The sequence below is a fragment of the Collinsella sp. 1033st1_E11_1033SCRN_220408 genome, from assembly GCF_039062465.1.
Classification (GTDB): domain Bacteria; phylum Actinomycetota; class Coriobacteriia; order Coriobacteriales; family Atopobiaceae; genus Parolsenella.
Map to the genome: position 1 here is coordinate 350,354 of NZ_JBCLNF010000001.1, position 25,099 is coordinate 375,452.

At 59.1% G+C, this 25,099-nt stretch carries 27 protein-coding genes; 24 read left to right on the plus strand and 3 right to left on the minus strand.

Annotated features, from left to right (window positions below):
- The first annotated feature begins 1 nt into the window (after position 1).
- The 11 genes from mrdA (at position 2) to rsfS (ending at position 10,739) form a co-directional block, all read left to right on the plus strand.
- Positions 2 to 2,038: a penicillin-binding protein 2 gene (gene mrdA / locus ABCN07_RS01460; RefSeq protein WP_343005077.1), complete on the plus strand. Its 2,037-nt coding sequence runs from the start codon at positions 2 to 4 to the stop codon at positions 2,036 to 2,038.
- Between the two features lie 11 nt (positions 2,039 to 2,049).
- Positions 2,050 to 3,267, plus strand: a complete 1,218-nt coding sequence (locus ABCN07_RS01465; RefSeq protein WP_343005078.1) for an FtsW/RodA/SpoVE family cell cycle protein — start codon at positions 2,050 to 2,052, stop codon at positions 3,265 to 3,267.
- 12 nt (positions 3,268 to 3,279) lie between these two features.
- Positions 3,280 to 4,134: a hypothetical protein gene (locus ABCN07_RS01470; RefSeq protein ID WP_343005079.1), complete on the plus strand. Its 855-nt coding sequence runs from the start codon at positions 3,280 to 3,282 to the stop codon at positions 4,132 to 4,134.
- Between the two features lie 66 nt (positions 4,135 to 4,200).
- Complete coding sequence (gene rplU / locus ABCN07_RS01475; RefSeq protein ID WP_293814563.1) at positions 4,201 to 4,557, plus strand: 50S ribosomal protein L21; 357 nt, start codon at positions 4,201 to 4,203, stop codon at positions 4,555 to 4,557.
- Between the two features lie 42 nt (positions 4,558 to 4,599).
- Entirely contained in the window at positions 4,600 to 4,857 is a 258-nt protein-coding gene (gene rpmA, locus ABCN07_RS01480; protein ID WP_293814564.1) for a 50S ribosomal protein L27, read from the plus strand.
- A gap of 97 nt (positions 4,858 to 4,954) precedes the next feature.
- Complete coding sequence (gene obgE, locus ABCN07_RS01485) at positions 4,955 to 6,523, plus strand: GTPase ObgE (RefSeq protein WP_343005080.1); 1,569 nt, start codon at positions 4,955 to 4,957, stop codon at positions 6,521 to 6,523.
- 3 nt (positions 6,524 to 6,526) lie between these two features.
- Positions 6,527 to 7,630, plus strand: coding sequence for a glutamate 5-kinase (gene proB, locus ABCN07_RS01490; RefSeq protein ID WP_343005081.1), 1,104 nt, complete (start codon positions 6,527 to 6,529; stop codon positions 7,628 to 7,630).
- Positions 7,631 to 7,666: 36 nt separating this feature from the next.
- Positions 7,667 to 8,938: a glutamate-5-semialdehyde dehydrogenase gene (locus ABCN07_RS01495; protein WP_343005082.1), complete on the plus strand. Its 1,272-nt coding sequence runs from the start codon at positions 7,667 to 7,669 to the stop codon at positions 8,936 to 8,938.
- Positions 8,938 to 9,693: a nicotinate-nucleotide adenylyltransferase gene (nadD, locus tag ABCN07_RS01500; protein ID WP_343005083.1), complete on the plus strand. Its 756-nt coding sequence runs from the start codon at positions 8,938 to 8,940 to the stop codon at positions 9,691 to 9,693. Before ABCN07_RS01495 ends, nadD begins: the two co-directional genes overlap by 1 nt.
- Positions 9,690 to 10,364: a bis(5'-nucleosyl)-tetraphosphatase (symmetrical) YqeK gene (gene yqeK / locus ABCN07_RS01505; RefSeq protein ID WP_343005084.1), complete on the plus strand. Its 675-nt coding sequence runs from the start codon at positions 9,690 to 9,692 to the stop codon at positions 10,362 to 10,364. Before nadD ends, yqeK begins: the two co-directional genes overlap by 4 nt.
- 9 nt (positions 10,365 to 10,373) lie before the next feature.
- Positions 10,374 to 10,739 (plus strand): ribosome silencing factor, encoded by a 366-nt coding sequence (gene rsfS / locus ABCN07_RS01510; protein ID WP_343005085.1) that lies wholly within the window; start codon positions 10,374 to 10,376, stop codon positions 10,737 to 10,739.
- Here the strand turns inward: rsfS and dinB are convergent.
- The 3 genes from dinB to ABCN07_RS01525 form a co-directional block, all read right to left on the minus strand.
- Positions 10,736 to 11,998 carry a DNA polymerase IV gene (gene dinB, locus ABCN07_RS01515; RefSeq protein WP_343005086.1) on the minus strand — a complete coding sequence of 421 codons (1,263 nt, stop codon included), beginning with the start codon at positions 11,996 to 11,998 and terminating at the stop codon, positions 10,736 to 10,738. The genes rsfS and dinB overlap by 4 nt on opposite strands.
- Before the next feature lies 1 nt (position 11,999).
- Positions 12,000 to 13,238 (minus strand): HAMP domain-containing sensor histidine kinase, encoded by a 1,239-nt coding sequence (locus ABCN07_RS01520; protein WP_343005087.1) that lies wholly within the window; start codon positions 13,236 to 13,238, stop codon positions 12,000 to 12,002.
- Between the two features lie 105 nt (positions 13,239 to 13,343).
- Positions 13,344 to 14,021, minus strand: coding sequence for a response regulator transcription factor (locus ABCN07_RS01525; protein ID WP_343005088.1), 678 nt, complete (start codon positions 14,019 to 14,021; stop codon positions 13,344 to 13,346).
- Positions 14,022 to 14,272: 251 nt separating this feature from the next.
- Between ABCN07_RS01525 and rpsP the strand changes: the two genes are divergently transcribed.
- The 13 genes from rpsP to ABCN07_RS01590 all read left to right on the plus strand — a co-directional run bounded on the left by rpsP (position 14,273) and on the right by ABCN07_RS01590 (position 25,073).
- Complete coding sequence (gene rpsP, locus ABCN07_RS01530) at positions 14,273 to 14,629, plus strand: 30S ribosomal protein S16 (RefSeq protein ID WP_293814574.1); 357 nt, start codon at positions 14,273 to 14,275, stop codon at positions 14,627 to 14,629.
- A 2-nt stretch (positions 14,630 to 14,631) separates the two neighbouring features.
- Complete coding sequence (locus ABCN07_RS01535; RefSeq protein WP_293814575.1) at positions 14,632 to 14,928, plus strand: KH domain-containing protein; 297 nt, start codon at positions 14,632 to 14,634, stop codon at positions 14,926 to 14,928.
- Positions 14,929 to 14,931: 3 nt separating this feature from the next.
- The gene (locus ABCN07_RS01540; protein ID WP_343005089.1) at positions 14,932 to 15,468 is read left to right on the plus strand and encodes a 16S rRNA processing protein RimM; all 537 of its coding nucleotides are present in this window, start codon (positions 14,932 to 14,934) and stop codon (positions 15,466 to 15,468) included.
- A 1-nt stretch (position 15,469) separates the two neighbouring features.
- Positions 15,470 to 16,225 carry a tRNA (guanosine(37)-N1)-methyltransferase TrmD gene (gene trmD, locus ABCN07_RS01545; RefSeq protein ID WP_343005090.1) on the plus strand — a complete coding sequence of 252 codons (756 nt, stop codon included), beginning with the start codon at positions 15,470 to 15,472 and terminating at the stop codon, positions 16,223 to 16,225.
- Entirely contained in the window at positions 16,226 to 16,795 is a 570-nt protein-coding gene (lepB, locus tag ABCN07_RS01550) for a signal peptidase I (protein ID WP_343005091.1), read from the plus strand.
- 55 nt (positions 16,796 to 16,850) lie between these two features.
- Positions 16,851 to 17,762 carry a glycine--tRNA ligase subunit alpha gene (locus ABCN07_RS01555; RefSeq protein ID WP_320678951.1) on the plus strand — a complete coding sequence of 304 codons (912 nt, stop codon included), beginning with the start codon at positions 16,851 to 16,853 and terminating at the stop codon, positions 17,760 to 17,762.
- On the plus strand, positions 17,763 to 19,859 hold the full coding sequence (glyS, locus tag ABCN07_RS01560; protein ID WP_343005092.1) for a glycine--tRNA ligase subunit beta: 2,097 nt from the start codon (positions 17,763 to 17,765) through the stop codon (positions 19,857 to 19,859). It abuts the gene before it with no gap.
- An 89-nt stretch (positions 19,860 to 19,948) separates the two neighbouring features.
- Positions 19,949 to 20,782 carry a kinase/pyrophosphorylase gene (locus ABCN07_RS01565; protein WP_343005093.1) on the plus strand — a complete coding sequence of 278 codons (834 nt, stop codon included), beginning with the start codon at positions 19,949 to 19,951 and terminating at the stop codon, positions 20,780 to 20,782.
- 167 nt (positions 20,783 to 20,949) lie between these two features.
- The gene (rplS, locus tag ABCN07_RS01570) at positions 20,950 to 21,294 is read left to right on the plus strand and encodes a 50S ribosomal protein L19 (protein ID WP_126421912.1); all 345 of its coding nucleotides are present in this window, start codon (positions 20,950 to 20,952) and stop codon (positions 21,292 to 21,294) included.
- 71 nt (positions 21,295 to 21,365) lie between these two features.
- Complete coding sequence (locus tag ABCN07_RS01575; RefSeq protein ID WP_343005094.1) at positions 21,366 to 22,157, plus strand: ribonuclease HII; 792 nt, start codon at positions 21,366 to 21,368, stop codon at positions 22,155 to 22,157.
- 96 nt (positions 22,158 to 22,253) lie between these two features.
- Positions 22,254 to 22,652: a YraN family protein gene (locus ABCN07_RS01580; protein WP_343005095.1), complete on the plus strand. Its 399-nt coding sequence runs from the start codon at positions 22,254 to 22,256 to the stop codon at positions 22,650 to 22,652.
- Positions 22,652 to 24,163, plus strand: a complete 1,512-nt coding sequence (locus ABCN07_RS01585) for a YifB family Mg chelatase-like AAA ATPase (protein ID WP_343005096.1) — start codon at positions 22,652 to 22,654, stop codon at positions 24,161 to 24,163. Before ABCN07_RS01580 ends, ABCN07_RS01585 begins: the two co-directional genes overlap by 1 nt.
- Positions 24,150 to 25,073: a DNA-protecting protein DprA gene (locus ABCN07_RS01590; RefSeq protein WP_343005097.1), complete on the plus strand. Its 924-nt coding sequence runs from the start codon at positions 24,150 to 24,152 to the stop codon at positions 25,071 to 25,073. The genes ABCN07_RS01585 and ABCN07_RS01590 overlap by 14 nt, the downstream gene beginning before the upstream one ends.
- The last annotated feature ends 26 nt before the right edge of the window (positions 25,074 to 25,099 follow it).

Genomic DNA, 25,099 nt, shown 5'->3' on the forward strand with positions numbered 1-25,099 from the left:
GATGACCTCGGCTACTCTTGCTCTCATTTTCATAGTTATCATTGCCGCTGCCGTAGCGGTCGTGCTCGTCTTGCTCCTGCACTCCGGTTCCTCCTCCCTTAAGTTTGACATCGGTGGCCAGGCGCCGCGTGCGGCCGGCGGTAATGACGCCAGCCCCGATAAGATGTTCAAGCGCCGTCTCATTGGCCTGGGCATCTTCTCTGGGGGCGTTATTGGCGCTCTGCTCGCGCGTCTATGGTCCATGCAGATTGTCGGGTCCGACGACTACTCGCGTCAGGCGGAGTCGAACCGCACGCGCACGGTCACCTCGTTCGCGCCCCGCGGGCGCATCCTAGACCGCAATGGCGTCGAGCTCGTCACCAATCGTCCTAGCCTCACTGTCTGCGCCCACGCTGAGGTCGCGGACGATGACATCGAGCTCAACCTGCTCGCAGCTGTCCTCGGTATGCCCTCGATGGCAGCCAAACGAAGGGCTACGGACTCCTCGCAGAGCGCTCAGAGCGCGCGCACCATATGCATCGACGTTCCTCGTACTACCGTTGCTTACATTCAGGAGCATGCGGACGTTTTCCCCAACGTGACTGTTGAGCAGCGCACTCAGCGCTCTTATCCGCAGGGCGAGGTTTGTTGCCACCTACTTGGGTATACGGGCACCGTGACGGAGGATCAGATCAACGCCTCCAAGACCTCGAATGCTGGTATCACGTACGAGTCCGGTGACACCACCGGCCAGGCTGGCATCGAGTATCAGTACGAGGAGGTGCTCCAGGGAGTCCGTGGCGAGCAGACAGTCTACGTCGATGTTCACGGCAATGTGACCGACTACTCTACCTCCGTCCCGGCGGAGGCGGGTAGTGACATTATGCTGACCATCGACGTCGACGTGCAGCGCATCGCCGAGGAATCGCTCGCCAGGATTATCAAGAAGCAACGCGATGGGGGTATCGAGAGCTGCAAGTCCGGAGCCGCCTGCGTGGTCGACGTTACCAACGGCGAGGTTATCGCCATGGCCAGCGCCCCCACTTTCAAGCCCGAGCTGTTCGTGGGCGGCATCTCCCAGGACGACTGGGACGCGCTCTCTGCCGACGAAGCGGCGAACCCTCTCATGAACCGCGCGGTCGCCGGTCAGTTCGTTGCCGCCTCCACCATCAAGCCGCTCACGACGTTCGCCGCGCTTGACTATGGTGTCGCAGACGCCGGCTCGAGCTACGTCTGCAACGGCTGGTGGACGGGCTTCGGTGAGGCTAGCGGCAAGTGGTGCTGGGACCATAACGGCCATGGGGCGATCGACCTGAGGAACGGCATCACCTACTCCTGTGACGTCGTCTTCTACGAGATCGCGAAGGCCTTCTACAACCTCGATGAGGACAAGCAGGACGGAATGCAGGAGACCTTCCGCAAGTGGGGCCTCGGCTCGCAGACGGGAATCGACCTTCCCAGTGAGGCTTCCGGGCGCGTTCCCGATGCGGAGTGGAAGTGGAACTACTTCACGAGCTGGTCCGACGCGGATCGAAAGTGGAACGGCGGCGACTACACGAACATCGCCATCGGCCAGGGTGACATCCTCGTCACGCCCCTCCAGATGTGCTGTGCCTACATGGGCATCGCCAACGGCGGCACCATCTGGACCCCGCATGTTCTCAAGAGCGTGCTCGGCCGCGGCGACACCTCTTCAGCGCGCGACTACACGCCCAAGGTCCACCTCGAGCCCAGCGAGCCGCAGGCGAGCTTCGACCTCGTGCACTCGGGACTCGAGGGCGTCATTTACGAGGAGAGTGAGTCGATGACGGCCCACTTCACCAATATGACCACCCGCGTTGCGGGCAAGACTGGCACGGGTGAGCATGGCAACGAGGAGCCTACGGGCTGGTTCTGCTGTTACGCCCCTGCGGATAACCCAAAGTACGCTGTCTCCGCCGTCATCGACAACGGCGGCTACGGTTCGGTCTCCGCGATGTACGTCTGCCGAGACATACTCGGCCAGCTCTTTGGAGAGCCTGATACTAATACGACCGAAGTCAGCGACGGAACTAGGTAGAGGAGGGGAAGATGGCTCAGAATTCTGCTGGTGGCGTTGGTTTTGGTTCTATCGTCTCATCTCTATTTGGAGGTGACGCCGGCAAGAAGCCGGGGGCTGCGCACGCGCGCATGCCAGGCAAGGGCGGCATGCTCTCCGAGATCTATTGGGCTAACCTAATTCCTGCGCTTCTGCTCATTGCCTATGGGCTCGTGGTCGTTTGGAGCGCGTCCCTATCCAATGCCTACGCCTCTCTGCCGAGACAGGCTGTTGGAGCCGCACTTGGTCTTGTCGCGGCTGCATTCGTGTGGCGCTATGACTATCGAGCCTTAGCAAATATGAGTACGTGGCTTCTTGTGATTGACGTCGTCCTCATGCTGTCCCCGCGTATCCCCGGACTAGCGAGCGCTGCTAACGGCATGACCGGATGGGTTAAGTTGGGTCCCTTGCGCTTCCAGCCGTCAGAGATTGGCAAGCTCGTCACCATCTTCCTCATGGCATCTCTTGCCGCGCAGTATAACGGGCGCATCAAGGAGCTTCGAGATTACGTGAAGCTTTGCGGCACGCTGCTTGTTCCCTTTGCCGCGATTATGGCGCAGCCTGACCTTGGCACGGGTCTCATCATCGTCGTGACGGGTGCTGCGATCATCATCTGTGCCGGAGCGAAGCGGGAATGGGTCCTCGTCACGCTCGCGATGTTCGTCGCGGGCTGCGCATTGATTATTTTCTGTTCGATAAATTTCCATTTTCCGCTCAAGCAGTATCAGCTCAATCGCCTACTCGTGTTTGCGGATTCCAGTCTTGAGTCCACGAGCGCGGGCTACAACCTCCAGCAGGCAAAAATCGCCGTTGGATCCGGCGGGCTCTTTGGCAAGGGCATTGGAGCGGCTACTCAATCTGCTGGCGGCTTTCTTCCGGAGAACCACACCGACTTTATCTTCGCCCGCCTTTCTGAGGAGTTCGGATTCGTCGGCGCCGTTGCCCTGCTCGCTCTCTATGCCTGGCTCATCTATTCGGCTCTTGCCCTTGCGATGCGTGTTGACGCTCCGTTTGCGAAGCTAGTGCTTGCCGGCGTCATTGCCATGTGGAGCTATCAGTTGCTTCAGAACGTTGGCATGTGTATCGGCATCATGCCAATCACCGGTATTCCGCTGCCATTCGTTAGCTACGGATCCACGTCTATGGTTATTCAGGTCGCGTCGGTGGGCATCGTTCAGTCCGTCTACCTGCACCGTACGAAGTCAGCCTAAGGAGGGCGTCTTTTGGCAAAGGTCTCAGACATTCCATTTGGCGCCGTAAGGCAGGTTGTTGATGGCGTCCGCGCCGCCGAGAATTCTCGTCGGTCTTGCGTTCGTGTGTCTATTGAGCTGGAGGAGGGGGCTCCGTCCGAGCTCGTCTGCTCGCTGCGCGACGCTCTTATGCCCCAGACTGCGACTGGCCTCGTCCACGTCGAGGTAGTGCGCCCCGGTGCTCCTGTTCGTGTCAACCCGGATTGTGACCTCGCCATTGTCGTCGCGGGTACTTCCGGGATTGCCGCGGAGGTCTCAAGGGCGTTCACTTCGATGGCGGTGCCGTGCGCCATAGTCGTCGAGACAAGCGTCGAGGCACCAGAGCCCCATGAGGTTTCAGGCGCCGCTCTCATCGCTGCCACGTCGCCTGAAGCCATGCTTGAGAAGTTGGCGACCTGGATGGCGGAAGCATGTCGTGCGGACATCGCCCTTGCGACTAACTTTCCGTTTGTCCGTCATGCCGTCTCGCTTGCTTGCGTTTCGAGGCGCTGCGCCCAAAATGCGGCTATCTCGATTCTGCCCTTGAGTGGCGGCGCAGAAATGCCGCTGCTTACCGCCAACCAGTCTCTTATGGCGCTAGACGTCGCCGGCGCTCACGGCTGCGGCGTCAGTTCCGGGCGGGTTGCAGACATTGCATTCGTCGTGGCGAGCGCCTTTGCTTGTCGAGGCATAGCTCGTTATTTGAGTAAGAATCTTCCCGGTCTAGGCTTTCTCGTTCGTCCCACCGTCGCCTTTGGAGGCACCGCCGCCGTCGGACGGGCGCTTATCGTTAGATATGAGGCGGAGAAAGCGTGGAAAGCCCGTCAACAACCGCATTTTTGTCGTTGACGGTACCTATTTCCTAGCGTATTATTTCCAACTGTTGCACTCACCACAGCAATGAAGGGCTCTCACATGTACGCAATCATCACGACTGGTGGCAAGCAGTATAAGGTTGCCAAGGGCGACGTCTTCGACGTCGAGAAGCTTGATGCGCAGCCTGGCGACGAGGTCAAGCTCGACGTTCTGATGCTCAATGACGGTAAGACGGTCCTCGTCGACTCCGCCAAGCTTGCCAAGAAGAAGGTTACCTGCAAGGTTGTCGACCAGCACAAGGGCGCCAAGCAGCTCGTCTTCAAGTTCCAGAAGCGCAAGCGCCACTCTGTCAAGAAGGGCCACCGTCAGAACCTCACTCGTCTTGAGGTCTGCAGCATGCCCCGCATCACCTCGACGGCCAAGAAGGCCGCCACGACCGAGGACGCTGCCGAGTAACGCGCGTTCCCTTAGTTTCGACTAGATAGGCAGGTACCATCAATGGCACACAAGAAGGGTCAGGCTAGCTCCCGTAACGGTCGCGATTCTGCGGCTCAGCGCCTTGGCACCAAGGTCTTCGGTGGCCAGTCCATCAAGACCGGTCAGATTATCGTTCGTCAGCGCGGCACGCACATCACGCCGGGCGAGAATGTCGGTCGCGGCAAGGACGACACCCTGTTCGCCCTCACCGACGGCACCGTCGAGTTTGTGAAGGGCGCCAAGCACCGCGTGCACGTGCGTCCGGCTCAGGAGGCTTAAGGGCTTCCTCGACCCAATTTGGGCAGCAAAGGACCCTCGGCCTCTATCGCCGGGGGTCCTTTTTCGTAAGCTTCAATTCCAGTTTGGAAGGGATCGCATGTCCCAGTTCACCGACATTTCACGCATTAACGTAAAGGGTGGCGACGGCGGAGCCGGCTGCATGTCATTCCGTCGTGAGGCGTTCGTTCCCAAGGGCGGTCCTGATGGGGGAGACGGCGGTCGCGGCGGGGATGTCATTCTCGAGTGCGATCCTCAGCTTTCCTCTCTTATTGACTATCGCTTCAAGCACCATTTCCGTGCGGAGCGCGGCACCCATGGCCAGGGAGCCAGGCGTCACGGCAAGGATGGTGAGGACCTGATTCTCAAGGTTCCCTGTGGCACCGTTGTGCGCGAGCTTGATCCTGAGACCATGGAGCCCCTGTATGAGATTGCGGACCTCACTCGCCCCGGCGAGCGCACTGTAGTCGGTCCTGGTGGCACTGGCGGTAAGGGCAACATCCACTTTGTGACGTCCGTGCGCAGGGCTCCCGCATTCGCCGAGAAGGGCGAGCCCGCCTTTGAGCACTGGATTGAGCTTGAGATGAAGCTCATGGCTGACGCCGCGCTTGTTGGTATGCCTAGCGTGGGCAAGTCCTCCCTCATTGCTCGTATGAGCGCGGCTCGTCCCAAGGTGGCGGACTATCCCTTCACGACGCTTATCCCCAACCTTGGTGTCGTTAAGGCCGGCGAGGCCGGTTCCTTTGTCGTCGCAGACGTTCCTGGCCTTATCGAGGGCGCCAGCGAGGGCAAGGGCCTCGGACACGAATTCCTCAGGCACATCGAGCGCACTGCATTGATTATGCATGTCGTCGACCTTACGGGCGGCTATGAGGGCCGTGACGCCGTCGAGGACTATGAGATCATTAATCGCGAGCTCGCAGCCTATGCACCCGAGCTTGCCGAGCGGCCCCAGGTCGTCGTCGCTAACAAGTGCGATATGCCCGGAACGAGTGAGGCCCTCGCTGCGCTTCGCGGTCGCGTCGCGGCGGACGGTCACCCCTTCTTTGCCGTCTCCGCTGTGACGGGCGCGGGCATCGATGCGCTTGAAAGCACCGTCGCTGACCTCGTTTCTGGTCTTCGTGCCGACCGCGAGGTCGAGCAGGGTCCGGTCCGTGATGAGGTCTTCAGCGAGAAGAGGACTCGCCGTGAGAATGCCATCAAGGTGGAGAACCTTGGTGGTGGCGTCTGGCGAGTTCGCGGCACCGCCGTCGAGCGCATGGTCATCAAGACCGACTGGGACAACGAGGAGGCCATTGCCTACCTCCAGCATCGCTTCGATCGCATGGGCCTTGATGACATGCTTGCGAAGGCGGGCGTTAAGTCTGGCGATACCGTTCGAATCCTGGGCTATGACCTTGATTACTCGCAGGATGACGTTGATGCGTATGCTGAGCTCCGCGAGGATGAACCCCAGCTTGTGTTCGACGGCGACTGGGACGATGACGTGCTGACGGTCGGCGAGCTTTCTGCTGGCTGCGAAGGCCTTGGCGAGCTTTCTGCTGGCTGCGAAGGCCTCGGCGAGCTTGACGCTGACGCATCGTTCGATGGCGCTACGTCTGTTGAGGACGATTCCGATGAGGCTTCGTTTGTTGATGCGCCCTCTTCCGATGCGGCTGAGGAGGAGTAGTCCTTGTCCCTGATCGTATTTAAGGTTGGCTCGTCGACCCTTATGGGCTCGGATAACGAGCTTGATCTCGCCTTCGTGCGTTCCCTCTGCTCTCAGATGGGGGAGCTTCGCAGGGCGGGGAACCAAGTCGTTCTCGTCTCGAGCGGCGCCGCCGCCGTCGGGCGCTCCCTCCTTGGCTTTACCGAGCGTCCTGGAGATATCCCAACTCTCCAGGCCTGTGCTGCGGCGGGCCAGACGAAACTCATCGAGCGCTATGCCGAGGTCCTCGCCGAGGATGGAATCAAGTGTGCGCAGGTCCTTCTCACCCGCGGTGACGTGGTGGATAGGACGGGGTATCTCAATGCGAGGAACACCTTCGAGCGCCTCCTCGACCTGGGTGTCATTCCCATCGTGAACGAGAATGACACCGTCAGCGTTCGCGAGTTCTCCTTTGGCGACAACGACATGCTCGGCGCCATCGTTGCGTCGCTTATCGACGCGGACCTTTACGTCATCCTGTCGGACATCGATGGCCTGTACACCGCTAACCCCGACACGCATCCTGACGCCAAGCTCATCGATCGCGTTGAGCGTGTCAGCTCGAAGATCGTTGCGATGGCGGGCGGCGCTGGCTCAAGCTACGGGACCGGCGGCATGGCCACCAAGGTTCGAGCTGGCCGCGCGATGATAGCCGCCGGCATCCCCATGGTTATCTGCAAGGGCAGGGAAGAGGGCGCGCTTCTTTCCGCCGTCGCCGGGACTGGTCGCCACACTCGGTTCGAGGGTCCGGCCAGCATGGGCCACGAGCAGGCACGTAAGCTCTGGATTGGCCTTGCGGGCCTTTCTCGCGGCTCGATCACGGTGGACGATGGCGCCGTGTATGCGCTCGAGAGGGATGGCGCCTCGCTTCTTCCCGTGGGTGTTACCGGGGTCGATGGAACCTTTGATGCGGGAGATACCGTCAACGTGCTCGATTCTAAAGGTCAGCTCATCGCTCGTGGGATCACGCGTTACTCCTCGGATGACATTTGGCGTATACACGGCCTCAGGCTTGAGGTCATTAAGCGCTTTTGGCCCGACCGTGACGACTGCCCCGTCATCCACAGGGACGAGCTCCTCGTCTTCTAATTTCGATTTCGCGCGCGTACGACTGGAGGGAACGATATGTCCGAGGCAATCGATAAGGCCCGCGCCGCACATGGCGCTTCCGTCGTGCTTGCCCAGGCAAGCGCCTCACTGCGCAGCAAGGCGATTCTTGCGGCGGCAAATGCCGTGAGCGAGTCTAGGTCCGTCATTCTTGAGGCCAACGGCCGCGATATGGAACGCGGTGGCAAGGCCGGCATGCCAGGCCCTCTGCTTGACCGCCTGATGCTTGATGATGCTCGCATCGACGGCATCGTTGCCGGCATGCGAGAGGTTGCCTCCCAAGCTGACCCTATCGGCGAGGTCGTCGGCGGCAGGACGCTTGCCTCCGGCATTCGCCTCACTCAGGTTCGAGTGCCCCTCGGCGTCGTCGCTATGGTGTACGAGGCTAGGCCCAACGTTACTGCCGACGCCATCTGTCTTGCACTGCGTTCTGGCAATGCCGTGGTCCTTCGTGGCGGAACCGCGGCTCATGATTCCTGCGAGGCTATTGCCCAGGCCTGCCGTGATGGAATTGCATCTGCCGGACTCCCTCGAGACTGCGCGTGCATCATCGACTCTTCGGATCGAGCCGAGACGCGTGAGCTTATGCATGCCAACGGGCTCATTGACGTCCTTATTCCGCGCGGCGGTCACTCGCTCATTCGCACTTGCGTTGAGCAGGCGACCGTCCCGGTGATCCAGACGGGCGAGGGCAATTGCCACGTCTATGTCCACACTTCCGCCGATCTTGACATGGCGATTTCCATTATCGAAAACGCAAAGACCCAGAGGCCGGGTGTCTGCAATGCGATTGAGACGGTGCTTGTTGACGAGGACGTTTCGGGCGAATTTCTGCCTCGTCTCGTGAGCGCTTGTCGCACTTGGGGCGTCATGGTTCATGGGGACGAGACCGCCCTGGCCGCATGCGCCGAGAGTGGCCTCAATGAAAGCTCTGAGTACGTTGCGGCCACAGAGGATGATTGGGCGCGTGAATACGATTCGCTCGATCTTGCCGTTCACGTCGTCTCTGGTCTCGACGCAGCAATCGAGCACATCAATCGATTTGGTACTCAGCACTCTGAGTGCATCGTCGCTCGTGACGTTACTGCGGCGGAGGCATTCCTCGCGCGCGTTGATGCTGCTGCGGTCTATGTAAATGCCAGCACGCGCTTCACTGACGGTGGCATGTTTGGCCTGGGCGCTGAGATTGGCATTTCGACTCAAAAATTGCACGCTCGTGGCCCCATGGGAGCGTTTGCTCTCACGACTACCAAGTGCCTCCTTCGCGGTGATGGCCAGGTGCGTGCCTAATGTCTGCGGGCAAGGAAGCTCTTCCTGGTGATGTTGCCGCCAAGCTCGTCTCGGATCTTCCTGCGCTGGGGAGGGACCCCTCGCGCACGTATCGCCTTGGAGTTATGGGCGGCACGTTCGATCCCATTCACAATGGGCACCTTGTTGCCGCCGAGCAGGCGGCCCATGACCTCAACCTCGACCTTGTCGTGTTCGTGCCGGCCGGAAGTCCTGCTTTTAAGCAAGACAGGCATGTCTCGAGCGCGGAGGATCGTCACGCCATGACGCTGCTGGCAACCGCAGATAATCCTCGCTTTCTCGTGAGCAGACTTGAGGTTGATAGGCCCGGCATTACCTACACCGTAGACACACTCGAGCTATTGAGGAGTCACTATCCCAATAACGTGGAGATCTATTTCATCACGGGCGCGGATGCTATCAGCGACATTCTGAGCTGGCACGATGCCGATCGTATCGCGTCCCTTGCGCATTTGGTTGGTGCTACTCGCCCTGGTTATGATCTTGAGCACGTGAGGGCGAGCCTCGCGGAATCCGGGATTCGTTTCCTGGTGCACTATCTTGAGGTTCCAGCGCTTGCGATTTCTTCGAGCGATCTACGCGCTCGAGTTGCGGCGGGCCAGTCACTTCGCTACCTGACGAGTGATTCCGTCGTCGGCTATATCGAGAAGCGCCACTTGTATGATGCGGCGCGAACACCATATGTGGCACCCGATGCCCTGGGTCTCATGGGCGGTATGAGCACGGAGGGCGCATGAGCAAAAAGAACGACTGCAAGCTATGGAAAGGTCTAGACGTCTCCTGGCTTCCAAAGAAACTTCCGGCGTACAGCGATGCCGAGGTCGCCGCTATCGACAGCTATGAGGCGGCGCTTGCGAAGCAACTCGAAAGGAAGCCTAAGCGCTTCTCGCATTCTCTTTCGGTGGGCCTTGTTGCCGAGCGACTCGCTCTCGCCTATGGCATCGACCCGTATCCGGCCAGAGTGGCCGGCATTCTCCACGACTGGTCTAAGGGACTTCCGAAGGATGAGCTCTTGGGTAGGGCTTCTGCCCTCGGTATCGATCTGGGCGTTGACTGTTCTCTCGTTGAGCCGGTTCTGCACGGAATGGTCGCCGCTCGAGAGCTTCCTGGCATTTTTCCCGAGCTCACGAGTGAGGTTTTGCAGGCAATCGAGCGCCATACGCTTGGTGACTCGCATATGAGCCCCCTTGACATGGTCATTTTCGTTGCCGACGGCATAGAGCCGTTCCGCAAGAACGCTCCGGCGATAGTCTCGCAGCGAACTCATGCGGGTTCGACATCCCTTCCTGATCTTTTCTGGGAGAGCTTCGCAGACGGAGTCTCCTACGTCATAGACACGAGGCGCTACCTCTATCCTGGAACTCTCAACATCTATAACGACCTCGTGCTTTCGCGCGCGGCCAACTAAAGGAGATTCATGTCGACTGACTTCAATTCACGCGACCTCGTTACTGTCGCAGTTTCTGCCGCCGACGCGAAGAAGGCCGATGACATCGTCGCCATCGGTCTTGTCGGTATCTCTGACGCGTGCGATGCCGTCGTCATCTGCACCGGCGCAAACGCCCGTCTTGCGGACTCCGTGGTTGACGAGGTCGAGGAGCGCGTTCGCGCTGCCTTTGGTCTTAGCCCCGTTTCAATCGAGGGAAGGGCTGATGGCCGCTGGATTCTCATGGACTACGGCGCGGTCATCGTGCACGTCTTCTCTCCCGAGGCAAGGGACTATTACCGCATCGAGCACCTTTGGGGAGACGCGCCGCGCTTCGACCTCGCCTTGGAGGACTAGTCATCCTCTTTGTGCTGGGGCTGCGTGTTCGTTGTGGCTCCTTTGAGTTTCATTTCTCTTCCAAAGGCCACCGCATCGTCGCCAAATCGTTCTTTGAGAGCGTCTGTTGCCACGTGAAGCTTCCGCATCGCAGACTTGCGGCGTTCAACTTCGGGGTCCTCGAACAGGTCAAGCTGTCGGGGGCCCTGTTCTGCGAAGTTTGAGATGCCCACACCTAGGAGGCGAACGGGGTCACCCTCGCTCCAGAGCTGTCTCACCAGCTCCCGAGCGACGGGCGACATCGCGCTTTCGTCATCCGTCGGTTCTGGCAGCCTCGACTGGGCGGAGCGTGTGCTTAGAGCTGTATTCTTAATCCTGACTGTGAGTGTTGAGCCCGCGAGGCCCTTTCTTCTCAGCCGCCTCGCCACCATTGCGCAAAGCGCATCGAGTGAGGGTAGGATCTCGTCCTCTCTCGTCAGGTCTGTTGCGAAGGTCCTTTCGTTTGAAATGGACTTCGGATCTTCTTCAACGGCGCGTTCGCCAACGCGGGAGCGTTCAGCTCCCGCGGCACGCTCGCGGAGCGTTACTCCCAGAGATCCGAGCTCCCGTTCGAGTAGAGAGGGGTCTGCGACGGCGAGCTGGCCGAGTGTCTTAATTCCCATGCGGATGAGCTTCGCCTCGCCTGATGGCCCAATGCCGCTCATCGAACGCACGGGTAGGGGAGCGAGGAATCCCGCCTCCGTACCTGGAAGCACGACGGTGAGCCCACGGGGCTTCTCCATTTCCGAGGCGATCTTTGCCACGGTCTTGCAAACACCTATGCCTATGGAGCACGTGACTCCAAGGGAGGCTACGCGCTTCTGAATGCGTCTACAGATATCGATGGGGCTTTCCCTGGAATAGCGTCCAGGTGTTATGTCGAAGAACGCCTCGTCGATCGAGACTTGCTCCACCAACGGGGTCTCGTCCACGAGGATATCCATGACGAGATTGCTGACCTCGCGATATCGCGAGAAACATCCGTGCGTCCAAATGGCGTTTGGGCAGAGGCGCCGGGCTGTCGCCGCGGGCATGGCAGAATGCACGCCATATTGTCTGGCTTCGTATGAGGCCGTTGAAACCACTCCACGGCGATCGGCATCGCCGCCTACAATGACGGGCTTGCCCCGCCATTCGGGATGGTCAAGCTGTTCCACGCTCGCAAAGAAGGCGTCAAGGTCGAGGAGACCAATCGCGGGGCCGTTCCAGGGGACTGAGAGGGCTTTTGCGGCAGGCTCCATATCAGGCTCTTTCGTTAATCGGCAGCTTCACATAGAAGCTCGTGCCTTGCACGTCGTCGCTCGTCGCCCATATTTTGCCACCATGTGACTCCGCAATGCCCTTCGCGATTGCCAGGCCAAGGCCATACCCTCCCGTTGACCTCGCGCGAGCCTTGTCTGATCGCCAGAAGCGGTCGAATACACGGGGCAGGTCTTCTTCGGGAATGGACTCGCCTTGGTTCGTCGCGACAAAGAGGGCATGCGAGCCGTTCTTTTCAAGCGTTACTTTGACCTGAGTGCCGCGCGCCGCATATTTGCAAGCGTTGTCGATGAGCGTCTTTAACAGGCGGTCGAGTTGATCTTGGTCTCCCAGGACCGAAATACCGTCGACGACATTCGTTTCGATTTCGCAGCCGCGTTCGTAGGCGACGGCATCGAATTGCAATGCATCTCCCTCGACAAGCGAACTTAGGTCGACGGGAGCGTTCGCCCTCGCACTGCTGGCACCGCCTTCGGTTCTTGCGAGCTCGAGAAGCTCTTCCACGAGGCCACGCATACGCTCTGCCTCGTCTGATGTCCCCCGTATCCAGCGTCGAGACTCTTCTGGGATTTTCGACTCGTCATTCATGAGGATTTGGGTGTTCGCCAGGATGACCGAAAGTGGTGTCTTTAGCTCGTGGGATGCGTCCGCGACGAATTGTCTCTGCTGTTCCCAGGCGTGCTCTACGGGCTTAAGTGCCCAATGGGATAGGAGTAAAGCTATGAGAACGATTGCGACGATGCCGCCGGCTCCAAGCTCGAGCGACCTTACGAGCTGGCTCGAAATCTCCGCGTCTACGCTCGAGGTGTCTGCGATGGCGATTCTCCATCCGAATTTTGAGGAGTTCATCCGCCAACTTATGTGGTTGGTTTTGTCCTTGCCGGATGTTTGGCCAGATTCCAAAGCGTTGGCGACGGTTTCTCTGAGTAGGTCTGCGTCAATCGACACCTGCTCTTGATTCGTTCCCAGGACTAAGCCGCCCGATGCTATGTCAACCCAGATGACGGGAAGTCGGTCCATGCCCAACGGCTCATCGGACCCCGCGCCGGCATCAAAACCGGTGCGCTCTTGCAGGACATCCGCGAGTGAATGGTCCACGAGCGTATTCAGGGAGGCTTCCGAGCTCATATACGTGAGGGTTACCATGCATAGGAATACCGCCCCCACAAGGCCAACAATGATAGCGACGAGACGTATGCGAAGCCGCTTTAGCATGGGCATGGGCTATCCTATCGATTTCTCCCGTTGGGGCGTCCGCGCAGTTGCCTGCGCTTGGCAAGAAGCGCGATTATGCACGACCGAACATCAGCCGAGGCTATCCCCGTCTTAGGCTTCCGTGACCTCAAGTCTATAGCCAAGCATGCGGAGCGTTGTGATCTGAACCGGGCTTTTTACATGGGAGATCTTCTTCCTCAGGAAGCTCACGTAAGCCTCGACGGAGTTCTCGCTCGTTTCCCCGTCGGTTCCCCATACGCGCGTGAGGAGATCCTGCTTTGACACGATTCTGCCAGGCGTGCTCATGAGCAGGCGCATTACCTCGAATTCCTTTTGAGAAAGGTGAACGTGGCGTTCGTTTGAAGACAGCTCGTGCGTGTTGAGGTCTAGTTTGAGGTCGGCGAATGTGAGCTCGTTGATAATCACTTCGCCCTGGCGACGGGTCAGGGCGCGCGTGCGTGCGAGTAGCTCCGCAGTTTCGAACGGCTTCGTCATATAGTCATCGGCACCAAGATTGAGGCCGTCGACCTTATCGGTGGTCGAGGTCCTCGCTGTCAGCATCATGATGGGCAGGGAATTGCCTTCGCTGCGGAGTTCCTTGACGATTCCGAATCCATCGAGCCCAGGAAGCATAACGTCTAGAATTGCGGCGTCATACTTGCCGCTTCGAGCGTAAGTCAGGCCACTCCTGCCGTCATAGGCAGCGTCTGTGTGATAGCCGTCGCCTTCAAGAATATGGCAGATGGCATCTGCGAGGTTTCTCTCGTCTTCCACAACAAGGATGTTCATTCTGACCCCTTTCGCGATTAGACTCATTCTATGAATGAGGCTGAAGCGAGCCTGAAGCTTCCTGAAAGCCTGGCGAGCGTCACGCAATCCTCACGTATTGCCTTCGATGGGGGCCAGACGACGCCCGGTTGCCTAAAACCCATGATTCCACTACAAACTTCCTGCACTTTGTCGTATTATCAGAAACCGCTTGTTTGGTTTTGCGACGCCACGCCAACTCTGCTCGCGTCGCACGTAAGGAGGAGTTACCTTTGGCAGTCAAGATCCGCCTGGCCCGTTTCGGTGCCAAGAAGCGCCCGTACTACCGTGTCGTCGTCGCCGATAGCCGCATGCCGCGTGACGGTCGTCACATCGAGGAGGTCGGCCGCTTCAACCCGCTGACCACCCCGAAGACCATCACCCTCGATCTTGAGAAGATCGACGAGTGGGTTGCCAAGGGTGCCCAGCCCTCCAGCGCCGTCGCCCACCTCATCGACATCGTTCGCGCCGGCGACGTTGCCCCTGAGAAGAAGGTCAAGAAGTCCAAGAAGCAGATCGCCAAGGATGCCGCTGCCGCCGAGGCCGCCGCTGAGGCTGCTGCTGCCGCTGAGGCCGAGAACGCCGAGTAGCCATGGATGCCGAGACTCAGCCGTTCGAGGAGGCCCAGGCGGCCTCTGAGGAGCTGCCGAGCGACCGCATCGCCGATCTTGTCGAGCTCATCGTTTGCGGTCTCGTCGATGACGAGGACGCGGTTTCTCTTGACGTGACCGACCGCGAGGACGGCACGCTCATTGAAATCGAGTGCGCAGCAGATGATGCCGGCAAGGTCATTGGCCGGCACGGTCGTCAGATCAAGGCCATTCGAACCATTGCTCGTGCCCTTGGACAGCGTGTTGGCACGTCTGTCGACGTCGAGGTTCTTGGCTAGATCGTGGCAGCCGGATATAGGCTCATAGCCCGTGTTGCAAAAGCGCACGGGACAAAGGGGGAGGTCGTTGCGGTTCCCGCGAGCGGCCTTCCTCCTGTTTTGGACGAGGGACTCCGCGTCGCTATCGTGCCTCCGGCCCTTAAGGGTTCGAGATGGCATGTTGTGAGCGACGTGGAGACCTCGCCCACGGGTCAGCTTGTCTCTTTGTCGGGTATCAACGATCTAGGAGCCGCCCGTGAGCTCGCTGGCAAGTGGATTCTTGCCTCCGAGGCTGACCTTCCCGCGGACTTTGCCGCTCATGATCCTTATCAGCTCATGGGGCGTCTCGTTGTTGACGAACGTCTCGGCGAGCTCGGGCGCATCACTGAGGTGATGTCCGGCCCTGCGAATGACGTATGGGTCGTCGATGGCGAGCGCGGGGAAACTCTCATTCCCGTTGTGGAAGAGATGATTGTTGATTTCGAGCCGGGAGTTTCGCCCATTGGCGTTTCTATCCCCGCCGGTCTCGCGCCCTGGGATACGGGCGAGGGGAGGAATTAGCGTGCTAATCGAAACCCTCTCCGTATTTCCGGGCGTCTTTGACGCTTACCTTGGCGCCTCGATCATGGGACGGGCCCAAAAGAAGGGCATTTTCGAGTTCCGAGCCCATGATCTTCGCGACTGGACACACGATCGCCATCGTACGGTCGATGACGCGCCATTTGGCGGTGGCCAGGGCATGCTCATGAAGCCCGCGCCGATTTTCGAGGCTGTTAACGCCATTAAGGCTGCTGACGATCGTCCTGCGCGAGTCATCTTCTTCACGCCTGTCGGCACGCCATTCACACAGCGTGAGGCCGAGCGTCTCTCCCGTGAGGAACGCCTCCTCTTCGTGTGTGGGCGTTATGAGGGCATGGATGAGCGCGTGTATTCGCTTGCCGACGAGACCCTTTCCCTCGGTGATTACGTTTTGACTGGCGGCGAGCTTCCCGCCATGGTCGTAACGGACGCGATTGTGCGCCTTCTTCCCGGAGCACTCGGTGACGAGATGAGCCCGCAAGACGAGTCCTTCTCGGATGACGGCCTTCTCGAGTATGCTCAATACACCCGTCCCGCGGACTATGATGGTATGGCTGTGCCCGAAGTGCTTCTCTCCGGTGACCACGCACGCGTGAATGCTTGGAGGCGCAGGAACGCAATCGAGCGTACGGCGAGGTTGAGGCCCGATCTTCTCGAAACGGCCAATATCACTGATGACGAGCGTGAGTTCGCGCGTGGGATTATGTTGCAAGTCGAGCCAGAAGGGGAAGCCGAGTAGATGCCACGCGCAGCTCACGGAAATAGCAACGCAGCTAGGGACTTCATCGAGCTCGTGGCCTTTGCCGGCCTTGCTCTCGTTGTCGCCCTGCTGGTTCGAGCGTACGTGGCGGAGCCCTTCATCATTCCCTCCGCCTCCATGACCGACACCCTCATGGTCGGAGATCGTCTGGTGGGGGAGAAGCTCACCTATCGCAGCTCTTCGCCTCAGGCTGGCGATATCGTCACTTTTAAGGACCCTGATGACCCTTCTCTCACGCTCATCAAGCGCGTTATCGCTACGGAGGGGCAGACCGTCAACCTCGTAGACGGGAAGGTCTACGTTGATGGCACCGAGCTCTCTGAGGATTATACGGACGGAAAGACTAGCTACCCTTTGCCTGGATTTTCTTCATCGCTTTCGAGCGCCATCACGTATCCCTATATGGTGCCCGCGGGTCATATTTGGGTCATGGGCGATAATCGAACCAACTCGCAGGATTCGCGTTACTTTGGAGCGATTCCTGTTTCCAACGTTACGTCAAAGGCCGTCTTCGTCTTTTGGCCTCCGGAGCATGTTGGTACCATCTAGCAGTTGTGGCACGTATCGGGCGAAAGCCCCGTTTATCAAGGAAGGTAGGAGAGGCATGAAAGACAACGCCCTCACGTTCCAAGACATGATTCTTGCCCTCGAGCACTATTGGGCTGATAAGGGTTGCACCGTCATGCAGCCGTATGACTCGGAGGTCGGTGCTGGTACGTTCCACACTGCCACAACTCTTCGTAGTCTTGGCCCCAATGCCTGGCGCACCTGCTATCCGCAGCCGTGCCGTCGCCCGGCAGACGGCCGTTACGGCGAGAACCCCAATCGTATGCAGCACTATTATCAGTTCCAGGTCATCCTGAAGCCCTGCCCTGTTGATTCCCAGGATCTTTACCTAGGCTCGCTTAAGGCGATCGGCCTTGACCCCGCCGAGCACGATGTCCGCTTCGTCGAGGATGACTGGGAGAGCCCGACCCTGGGCGCCTGGGGCCTCGGCTGGGAGGTCTGGATGGATGGCATGGAGGTCACGCAGTACACGTACTTCCAGCAGGTTGGCGGAATCGAGGTCGATCCCGTGCCCGTCGAGATCACCTATGGCCTCGAGCGCATCGCCATGTATGCCCAGGGTGTCGATTCAGTTTATGACCTCGTCTGGAGCTACCTGCCTGACGGTACGCCCATGACCTACGGTGACGTCTTCCATGAGAACGAGGTCGAGTTCTCGACGTACAACTTCGAGGTTGCTGACGTTGACATGATGCGTCGCAAGTTTGATGAGTATGAGCAGGAGTGCCACTCCTGCCTCGAGCGCAAGCTCCCGCTTCCTGCGTATGACTGCGTCATGAAGTGCAGCCATGCCTTTAACATTCTCGATGCCCGTGGGGCCATCTCCGCGACCGAGCGTGCTAACTACATCCTGAGGGTTCGTGCTGTTGCCAAGGCCTGCTGCGAGAGCTATCTCGCCGAGGTCGCGGGCAAGAAGGACTCTTACTCCACGAAGGGCCAGGTGGCTTAAATGGCATCTACCAAGGACTTCCTGTTTGAGATTGGCACTGAGGAGATGCCTTCGGCCCCTCTCATCAACGCCTCTAAGCAGCTTCCCAAGCTTCTTGCCGCCGGTCTTGCCGCCGCTGGCCTTGCTCATGGTGATATTCGCGTAATTTCGAGCCCGCGTCGTCTTGCCGCCATCGTCTCCGATGTCGCCACAGAGACCGAGGCCGTTCACGAGAGCCTCCGTGGTCCCAAGACGCAGATCGCCTTCGACGGCGACGGTAACCCCACCAAGGCGGCCCAGGGCTTTGCTCGCAAGTGCGGCATCGACGCTTCGGAGCTTACGCGCGCCGTTGCCGAGGACGGCAACGAGTACGTCTTCGCCGAGAAGAACGTTCCGTCTGCCCCCGCTATGCCCATCCTCTCTGCCCTCGGTCACGACGTGATCGCTCAGATTGAGTGGCCCAATTATCGTTCTCAGCGTTGGGGCTCCGAGCACGAGTCTTTCGTGCGCCCGATCCGCTGGATCTGCGCGCTTCTCGGCGAGGAAGTCGTTCCTGTCAAGTACGCAGACGTCACGAGCGGCAATACCACGCGCGGACATCGCGTCCTTTCTCCTGGCGAGCACGTCGTGAGCGAGCCTTCCGCATACGAGGGCGTTCTCGAGGCTGCTCACGTTCTTGGTGCGGAGAGGCGCGAGGCGGTCATCCGCGAGGGCATTTCCGCAATCGAGGCGGCTCGTCCTGGCTGCAGGGTTGAAACTCCCAAGAAGACCTTCGACGAGGTCGTCAATCTCTGCGAATGGCCGACGGTCCTCGTAGGTAAGTTCGACGAGGAGTTCCTCAAGGTCCCGCACGAGATCATCTGCGAGTCCATGCTTTCCAACCAGCGCTACTTCCCGATCTTCGACGCCGAGGGTAACCTGACCCGCGAGTTTGTCATCGTCTCGAACGCCGATCCTGCCGTTTCCGAGACGGTTATCTCTGGTAACGAGCGAGTCGTGCGTCCGCGTCTCGACGATGCCAAGTTCTTCTACGAGGAGGATCTCAAGATCTCCCTCGACCAGTTCCGTGAGCGCCTTGCTAAGGTCGCCTTCCAGAAGGATCTTGGCAGCGTGCTCGCCAAGTCCGAGCGTATCGAGAGCATCGCCCTCGCACTGACCCACGAAGCGCGCATCGGGGCCAAGATGGCGGCGGCCTCCGCTCGTGCCGCGCACCTCTGCAAGGCTGACCTCGTTAGCTCTGCGGTCGTTGAGTTCACGAGTCAGCAGGGTGTCATGGGCGGCTACTACGCTCTCGCTGCCGGCGAGGGCGAGGATGTCGCCGAGGGCATTCGCGACCACTATCGTCCGCGCTTTGCGGGCGATGACCTCCCCGAGGGCACCTGTGGCTGCGTCGTGGCCGTTGCCGATAAGCTCGACACCATCGCCGGCATGTTCGCCATTGGCGAGCCGCCCACTGGTTCGAAGGATCCGTACGCCCTTCGCCGTGCCGCCATTGGCGTCGTTACGATTCTGCGCGACCGTCTGCACGTCTCTTACGAGCCGCTCGTCGCAGCGGCGCTCGAAGCCCTCTCTGACCAAGGCATCGAGTTTGACGCGGAGAAGGTCGCCGCGGACGTCAACGCCTTCATTCTTGGCCGTATGCAGCAGATGGTCCGAGACGACGGCGTCTCCGCTGATACCGTTGCCGCTGTTTCCGCCGGTTCCGTGACTGCCCCTGATGACTTCTTTGCCCTCGCGCATGCCCTCGAGGACGCCCGAGCAAACGATCCGGAGACCTTCGAGAATCTCGCCATCGCATTTGCTCGTGCCGCCCATCTCGCTGACGCGAGCATTGTCGGCGATGCCGATGAGTCTCTTATGGGCGAGTCTGAGCTTAACCTGGCCAAGGCTCTCACTGTTGCTCGCGAGGGCGTTTCCTCCGCTCTCGAGGCAAAGGAGTATGCTTCCGCCATTTCCGCTCTGGCTGCTGTCCGCGAGCCGCTTGACGCCTTCTTTGCTGACGTCATGGTCATGGACGAGGATCAGGCCCTTCGCGAGAACCGTCTCCGTCTTCTCGGTGAGCTCGTTGCAGTCTTCTCTGGTGTCGCAAACATTGGCGAGCTTGCCCGCAAGAAGTAACAGATTTCTCGCCGACGGCCTTTTGTTTGATTCGCTGCCGGCGGCGAGGGGTAGGATTGTCCCATCAACCGTGGTTAGGAGGGTTCGAATTGAACGTAACGTTTGATCAGTTCGGCGACGAGGCTCGCGATGACGCCGCCGTCGTCTTCGTCGTCTCCGATTCTCTCGGCGAGTCCGCGAATAACGTCGTGCTCTCTGCTGCGGCTCAGTTCAGCGACGGTGCCGTGCGCGTGGTCAGGCTCTCTCAGATCGAAAGCGCCGAAGACGTGAACAACTACCTCGATGAGCACGAAGAGGAGTATGTCTCCACGGCCGTGTTCCACTCGATCGTTGACCCAATGCTTCGTAGGAAGGTTAGGAACGACCTCAACGCTCGCGGCATTCTCTCTGTCGATATTCTTGGTCCCGTCGTTCAGCTTCTTGCCGGATTGACTGAGGAAAAGCCCAAGAATCAGGCTCGCGCCCATCACACTGTCGATGCCCGCTACAAGCGACGCGTCGATGCTATGGAGTTCTTCTTCAACCACGATGATGGAAAGAACTCTCAGGACCTTCCCGAGGCTGACGTCATTCTCGTCGGCCTTACGGGATCGGCAAAGACGCCTCTGGCCATGCATCTCTCGTTCCTTGGGTATAAGGTTGCAAACCTCCCGCTCGACCCGGGTGTCGATCTTCCGCAGGAACTCTCGCAGGTTGACCACAAGCGTGTGTTTGGCCTCGTCAATTCCCTTGATGCCCTCGTCGAGGTTCGCCTGCGCTCTGCAGCGGACAAGGACGCCAATGAGGTCATGGCGGAGGTCGAGGAAGCGCAGGTCTATGCGGCTAAGAGGATGGATGACCTCGGTTGCGTCTGTCTCAACGCGGAACAAAAGACTGTGGAAGAGCTTGGTGCGGACATTATTGCAAGGATCGAGAGCATCTAACTCGTAATCCAGGTTTGCTTCCCAATTATTTTTGAGGTGGAGCGGCGATGGCTGCAACTTTAATGTTGCGAGCTCATCGCCGCTTCGCTATACTACTCCTTCGTGTGTAAACCCCATGTACCTCGAGTGGTCGCGGTACCTCTGGGCAAGAGAGACAAGGAAACATCATGGATTACATTCGCGCTATCGAGCGTCAGCAGATTCGTGAGGATATCCCCACGGTCATCCCTGGCGATCACGTCAAGGTTCACTACCGCATTAAGGAGGGTGACCGCGAGCGCATCCAGGTCTTCGAGGGCGACGTCATCCGTATGAGCGGTGGCTCTTCTCGTGAGACCTTCACCGTCCGTAAGATCTCCTTCGGTGTCGGCGTCGAGCGTACTTTCCCGCTTCACTCGCCCAAGATCGCCAAGCTTGAGGTCGTCCGTCACGGTGACGTCCGTCGCGCCAAGCTCTTCTACCTCCGCGATCGTGTCGGCAAGGCCGCCCGTATTCGCGAGAAGCGCGACTAGTTTCTTCGTTTTGCGCGTTGGGGAGCCGTTCCGTTCATCGGGGCGGCTCCTTCTTTTTATCTGGAGGAAGCATGGCCCTCGGTAAGACTCATCCCGCAACTGCCGCCGAAATAGCCGCGACGTTGGCTGACGCGACCGAAGACGAGCTTGAAGCTCTTCTAACCCGGTATGCTGAGGACCCCAGGGCTCAGGTTCGTCGAGCTTGTGGCGTAGCTCAGAGGCGCGTGGAAAAGCAGCGTGCCGAGAGGGTGCGCGTCGAGGGAATGTACGGTCTGATGCGCGAGCTTGGGGGAGACGGTGTCGTCCTCGGCCTTGACGAGGTCGGTCGAGGTTCCGTTGCCGGTCCTCTTACGGTTTGTGCCGTGGCCCTACCGGACGATCCAAAGGTCTGGGGTATTAATGACTCCAAGCAGCTGACCCCTGCGAAACGGCGCGAGCTTTCGGGCAAGATTCGTTCGGTTGCCCAGGCGATTGGCATATGTCATATCTCGCCTGCCCATATCGACGAGGTCGGGATGGCAAAAGCCATCAGGGAGGCCATGCTTGGTGCCATTGAAGACACCGGGATCGAACCTGATGCGGTTTTGATTGATGGCAACCCGCTTCATATTCACCCAAAGGAGAAGACCTTGGTGAAGGGTGATGCTCGCGTGGCTTGTATCGCGGCCGCGAGCATCGTCGCTAAGGTGACTCGTGATGATTTAATGGTCGAGCTGGACTCCCAGTATCCCGGATATCATCTGGCGGAGTCCAAGGGATATGCATCGTCCGAGCATATTGCCGCAATTCGGGAGCATGGGCTCACGCCCATTCATCGTGCCAGCTTCTGCCAAAATTTCTTGGAGACGGCTCGACTCTTCTAGCTGCGCTGTCAGGTTCCCGTCTGACTCGGTACCCATTTTTGTTTGGTCCATCCGCCATCCTCCCTTCCAAGCCGTTTTCTTGGAAGGGAGATACCCATGGGTCTAACGGAACTTGCATACAACGAGCTCAAGCAAAACGAAGTCGGACGTTTGGGGGAGTATCTATGTGCCAGTTGGCTAGGAGCTCACGGGATGGATGTCCTCGAGCGTAACTGGCGCTGTTCCGCTGGCGAGGCGGATATTATCGCCGACGATAGCGGCGAGCGCGTCTTTGTTGAGGTGAAAACGAGGTTATCTTGCGGTGGTCCAGATCTCATCCCAGAGCAGGCGGTGGATTCTGCCAAGCTTGCTCGGTATCGTCGCATGGTCGATATCTATCTTGGGCAAAATCCGGAGGTCGATCACGTTCGAATTGACGTGGCTGGCGTAACCCTGACAGGTCCGGACTCTGCGCACATGCATTACCTTAAGTCCATTCTTCTGGACGATTTCTGATGTCGAGCTACGCCGTCAGGGGCGCGACACTTAAGGGACTCGAAGCCATTCCCGTAACGGTTGAGGTCGATCTTGCCGGAGGCATTCCCGGTATGACGATTGTCGGCATGCCGGATTCTGCTGTTCTTGAAGCGAGGCATCGCATACGTTGCGCGTTTCGCGAAAGCAATTTCGAGATGCCACGCCTTCACATCACGGTGAACCTTGCGCCGAGCGACCTGCGTAAGAGCGGAACGGGCCTTGACCTCGCGATAGCCGTGGCCACACTCGGTGCCAGTGGACAGATGCCGAAGGCGGATCTTGATTCCTGTCTCTTCGTCGGAGAGCTTGGCCTATCCGGAGACGTAAGCTCGGTCCGTGGCGGCATCGCCTACGCTCTTCTCGCGAGAGAGCTTGGATTGACTCTTGTTGGCGCCCCGGCCCTTGTGAAGGATTGCGCTAGCGTTGGGGGCATTGCTCCTAAGGAAATATCGGCTTTGTCGCAGGTTCGTCTCGGTGTGTCTCGACTCATTGATTCGGCACCTGTTAATTTGCCAGGGACTCGAGCTAGACACTCTCTTGACTATTCGGACGTCGTGGACCAAGAGGCTGCGAAACGCGCCCTAGTAATTGCCGCGGCGGGAGGTCACGGCATGCTCATGATGGGCCCTCCCGGGTCTGGAAAGACGATGCTCGCTCGTCGCATGCCTTCGATTCTTCCTGAGCTTGACGAGGCGGAACGCCTTGAGGCTCTACTCGTGCATTCCGTCTGCGGTGAGTCAATTGAAGATGTTTCTGCTGGCTATAGGCCATTTCGCTCTCCTCATCACTCGGTGTCAAGAGCAGGTCTTGTTGGCGGAGGCAATCCAGTTAGACCGGGCGAGGCCTCGCTCGCACATCGCGGAGTCCTCTTTTTGGACGAGCTTCCCGAGTTTTCTCCGTCGGTCCTTCAGGCGCTTAGGCAGCCCATGGAGGATAGGGAGGTTAGGCTCGTCCGTGCGGAGGGGTCATATAGCTTTCCCTGCGCGTTTCAGCTCATAGCGGCTTCAAACCCCTGTCCTTGTGGTCACGCTGGCGATAGGGGTAGGGCATGTACATGCACTCCACAAGAAATAGCGCGCTATCAGGGAAGAATCGGTGGTGCGCTCATGGATCGCATCGATGTCTTCGTTGACGTGCAGAGACCGGCTGCCGCTCGAGTCATCAAGGGTTCCGAGGGATTGGGGTCAAATGAAATGCTGGAGCAAGTTGTGGGGGCTCGAGACTTCTCAAGCTGGAGAAGGGCGAAAAGAGACGGAGCTACTGTTGATATAGATGTCGCCTCCTGCGCCTTGGACGCGAGCGCCGCCTCGCTTCTCGAAACGATGTCGGAGCGACTTGCTCTTGGAGGGAGAGCCATAACAAGAACCGCGCGGGTTGCTCGAACGATTGCGGATCTCTCGCAATCAGAGTGCGTGACGTCAGTTCACGTTGCCGAGGCATGCGCTTTTAGGTGCCGCTTCGAAACGGGAGGCCATCATGCCGGTCGTTGATTACGCGGCTTGTCGTGCGGGATTCCGTTCTTGGGAGTTGTCGCCGGATGACAGCTCCTACCCTGCGAGTCTTCTGGACCTGGGCAAGGATGCGCCCACACTCAGAGGCTATGGGGATCCCGATGTCCTGCTTGGAGACTGCCTATCTGTAATCGGAGCAAGAAAAGCGACTCCCTATGGAGAAACTTGCGCCAAGATGGCTGCGCGCGTGGCGGCGGAATCTGGCATCACTGTGGTGTCGGGGGGAGCTATCGGCTGTGATTGCATTGCCGGTACAGCAGCGGTCGAGGCGGGCGGCAAAACCGTTGTCATACCAGGATGCGGTGCGGATGTCGTCTATCCAAGGTCTAGCGAAAAGCTATTTTGCCGTGCCCTTGAGACGGGAGGCTGCGTGGTGTCGGTCGAGCATTGGGGTTGCCCTCCAACGAGATGGACGTTTCTCAAGCGAAATCGCGCCATAGCGGCACTTTCGCGGTCTCTTATCGTCTGCGAGGCTGGCAGGCCTTCCGGTACTTTTGGCACTGCGACACAGGCGGCAGATCTCGGTCGTCGTGTATACGCCATTCCGGGCTCGATATTCTCAGCAAACTCATCCGGAACCAATTGGCTGATAGAGTCCGGTGCCGCTATCGTCGTGGATGAGGAATCTCTCGAGGCCCTAATTGCCCTCGACTATGGACGACTAAGAATGAGCGGGGAGCCAAAGCCCAAGGAGAGGGGAGCGCTCCTCGACGCACTCGTGGCCAATCCCATGCTTCCGGATGAGATCTCACGCTTGATTGACCTCGATTTGCCCTCAACGCTTGCGCTTCTTGCCGAACGCGAAGCCATGGGTCTTGTCACGAGATTGATGGATGGCAGATTCGCGCCAACGGAAGACTCGTATCTAGGGCAAAATGTCAGACACTGATGTTCCGGCTACGCCCGGGTAAGGAG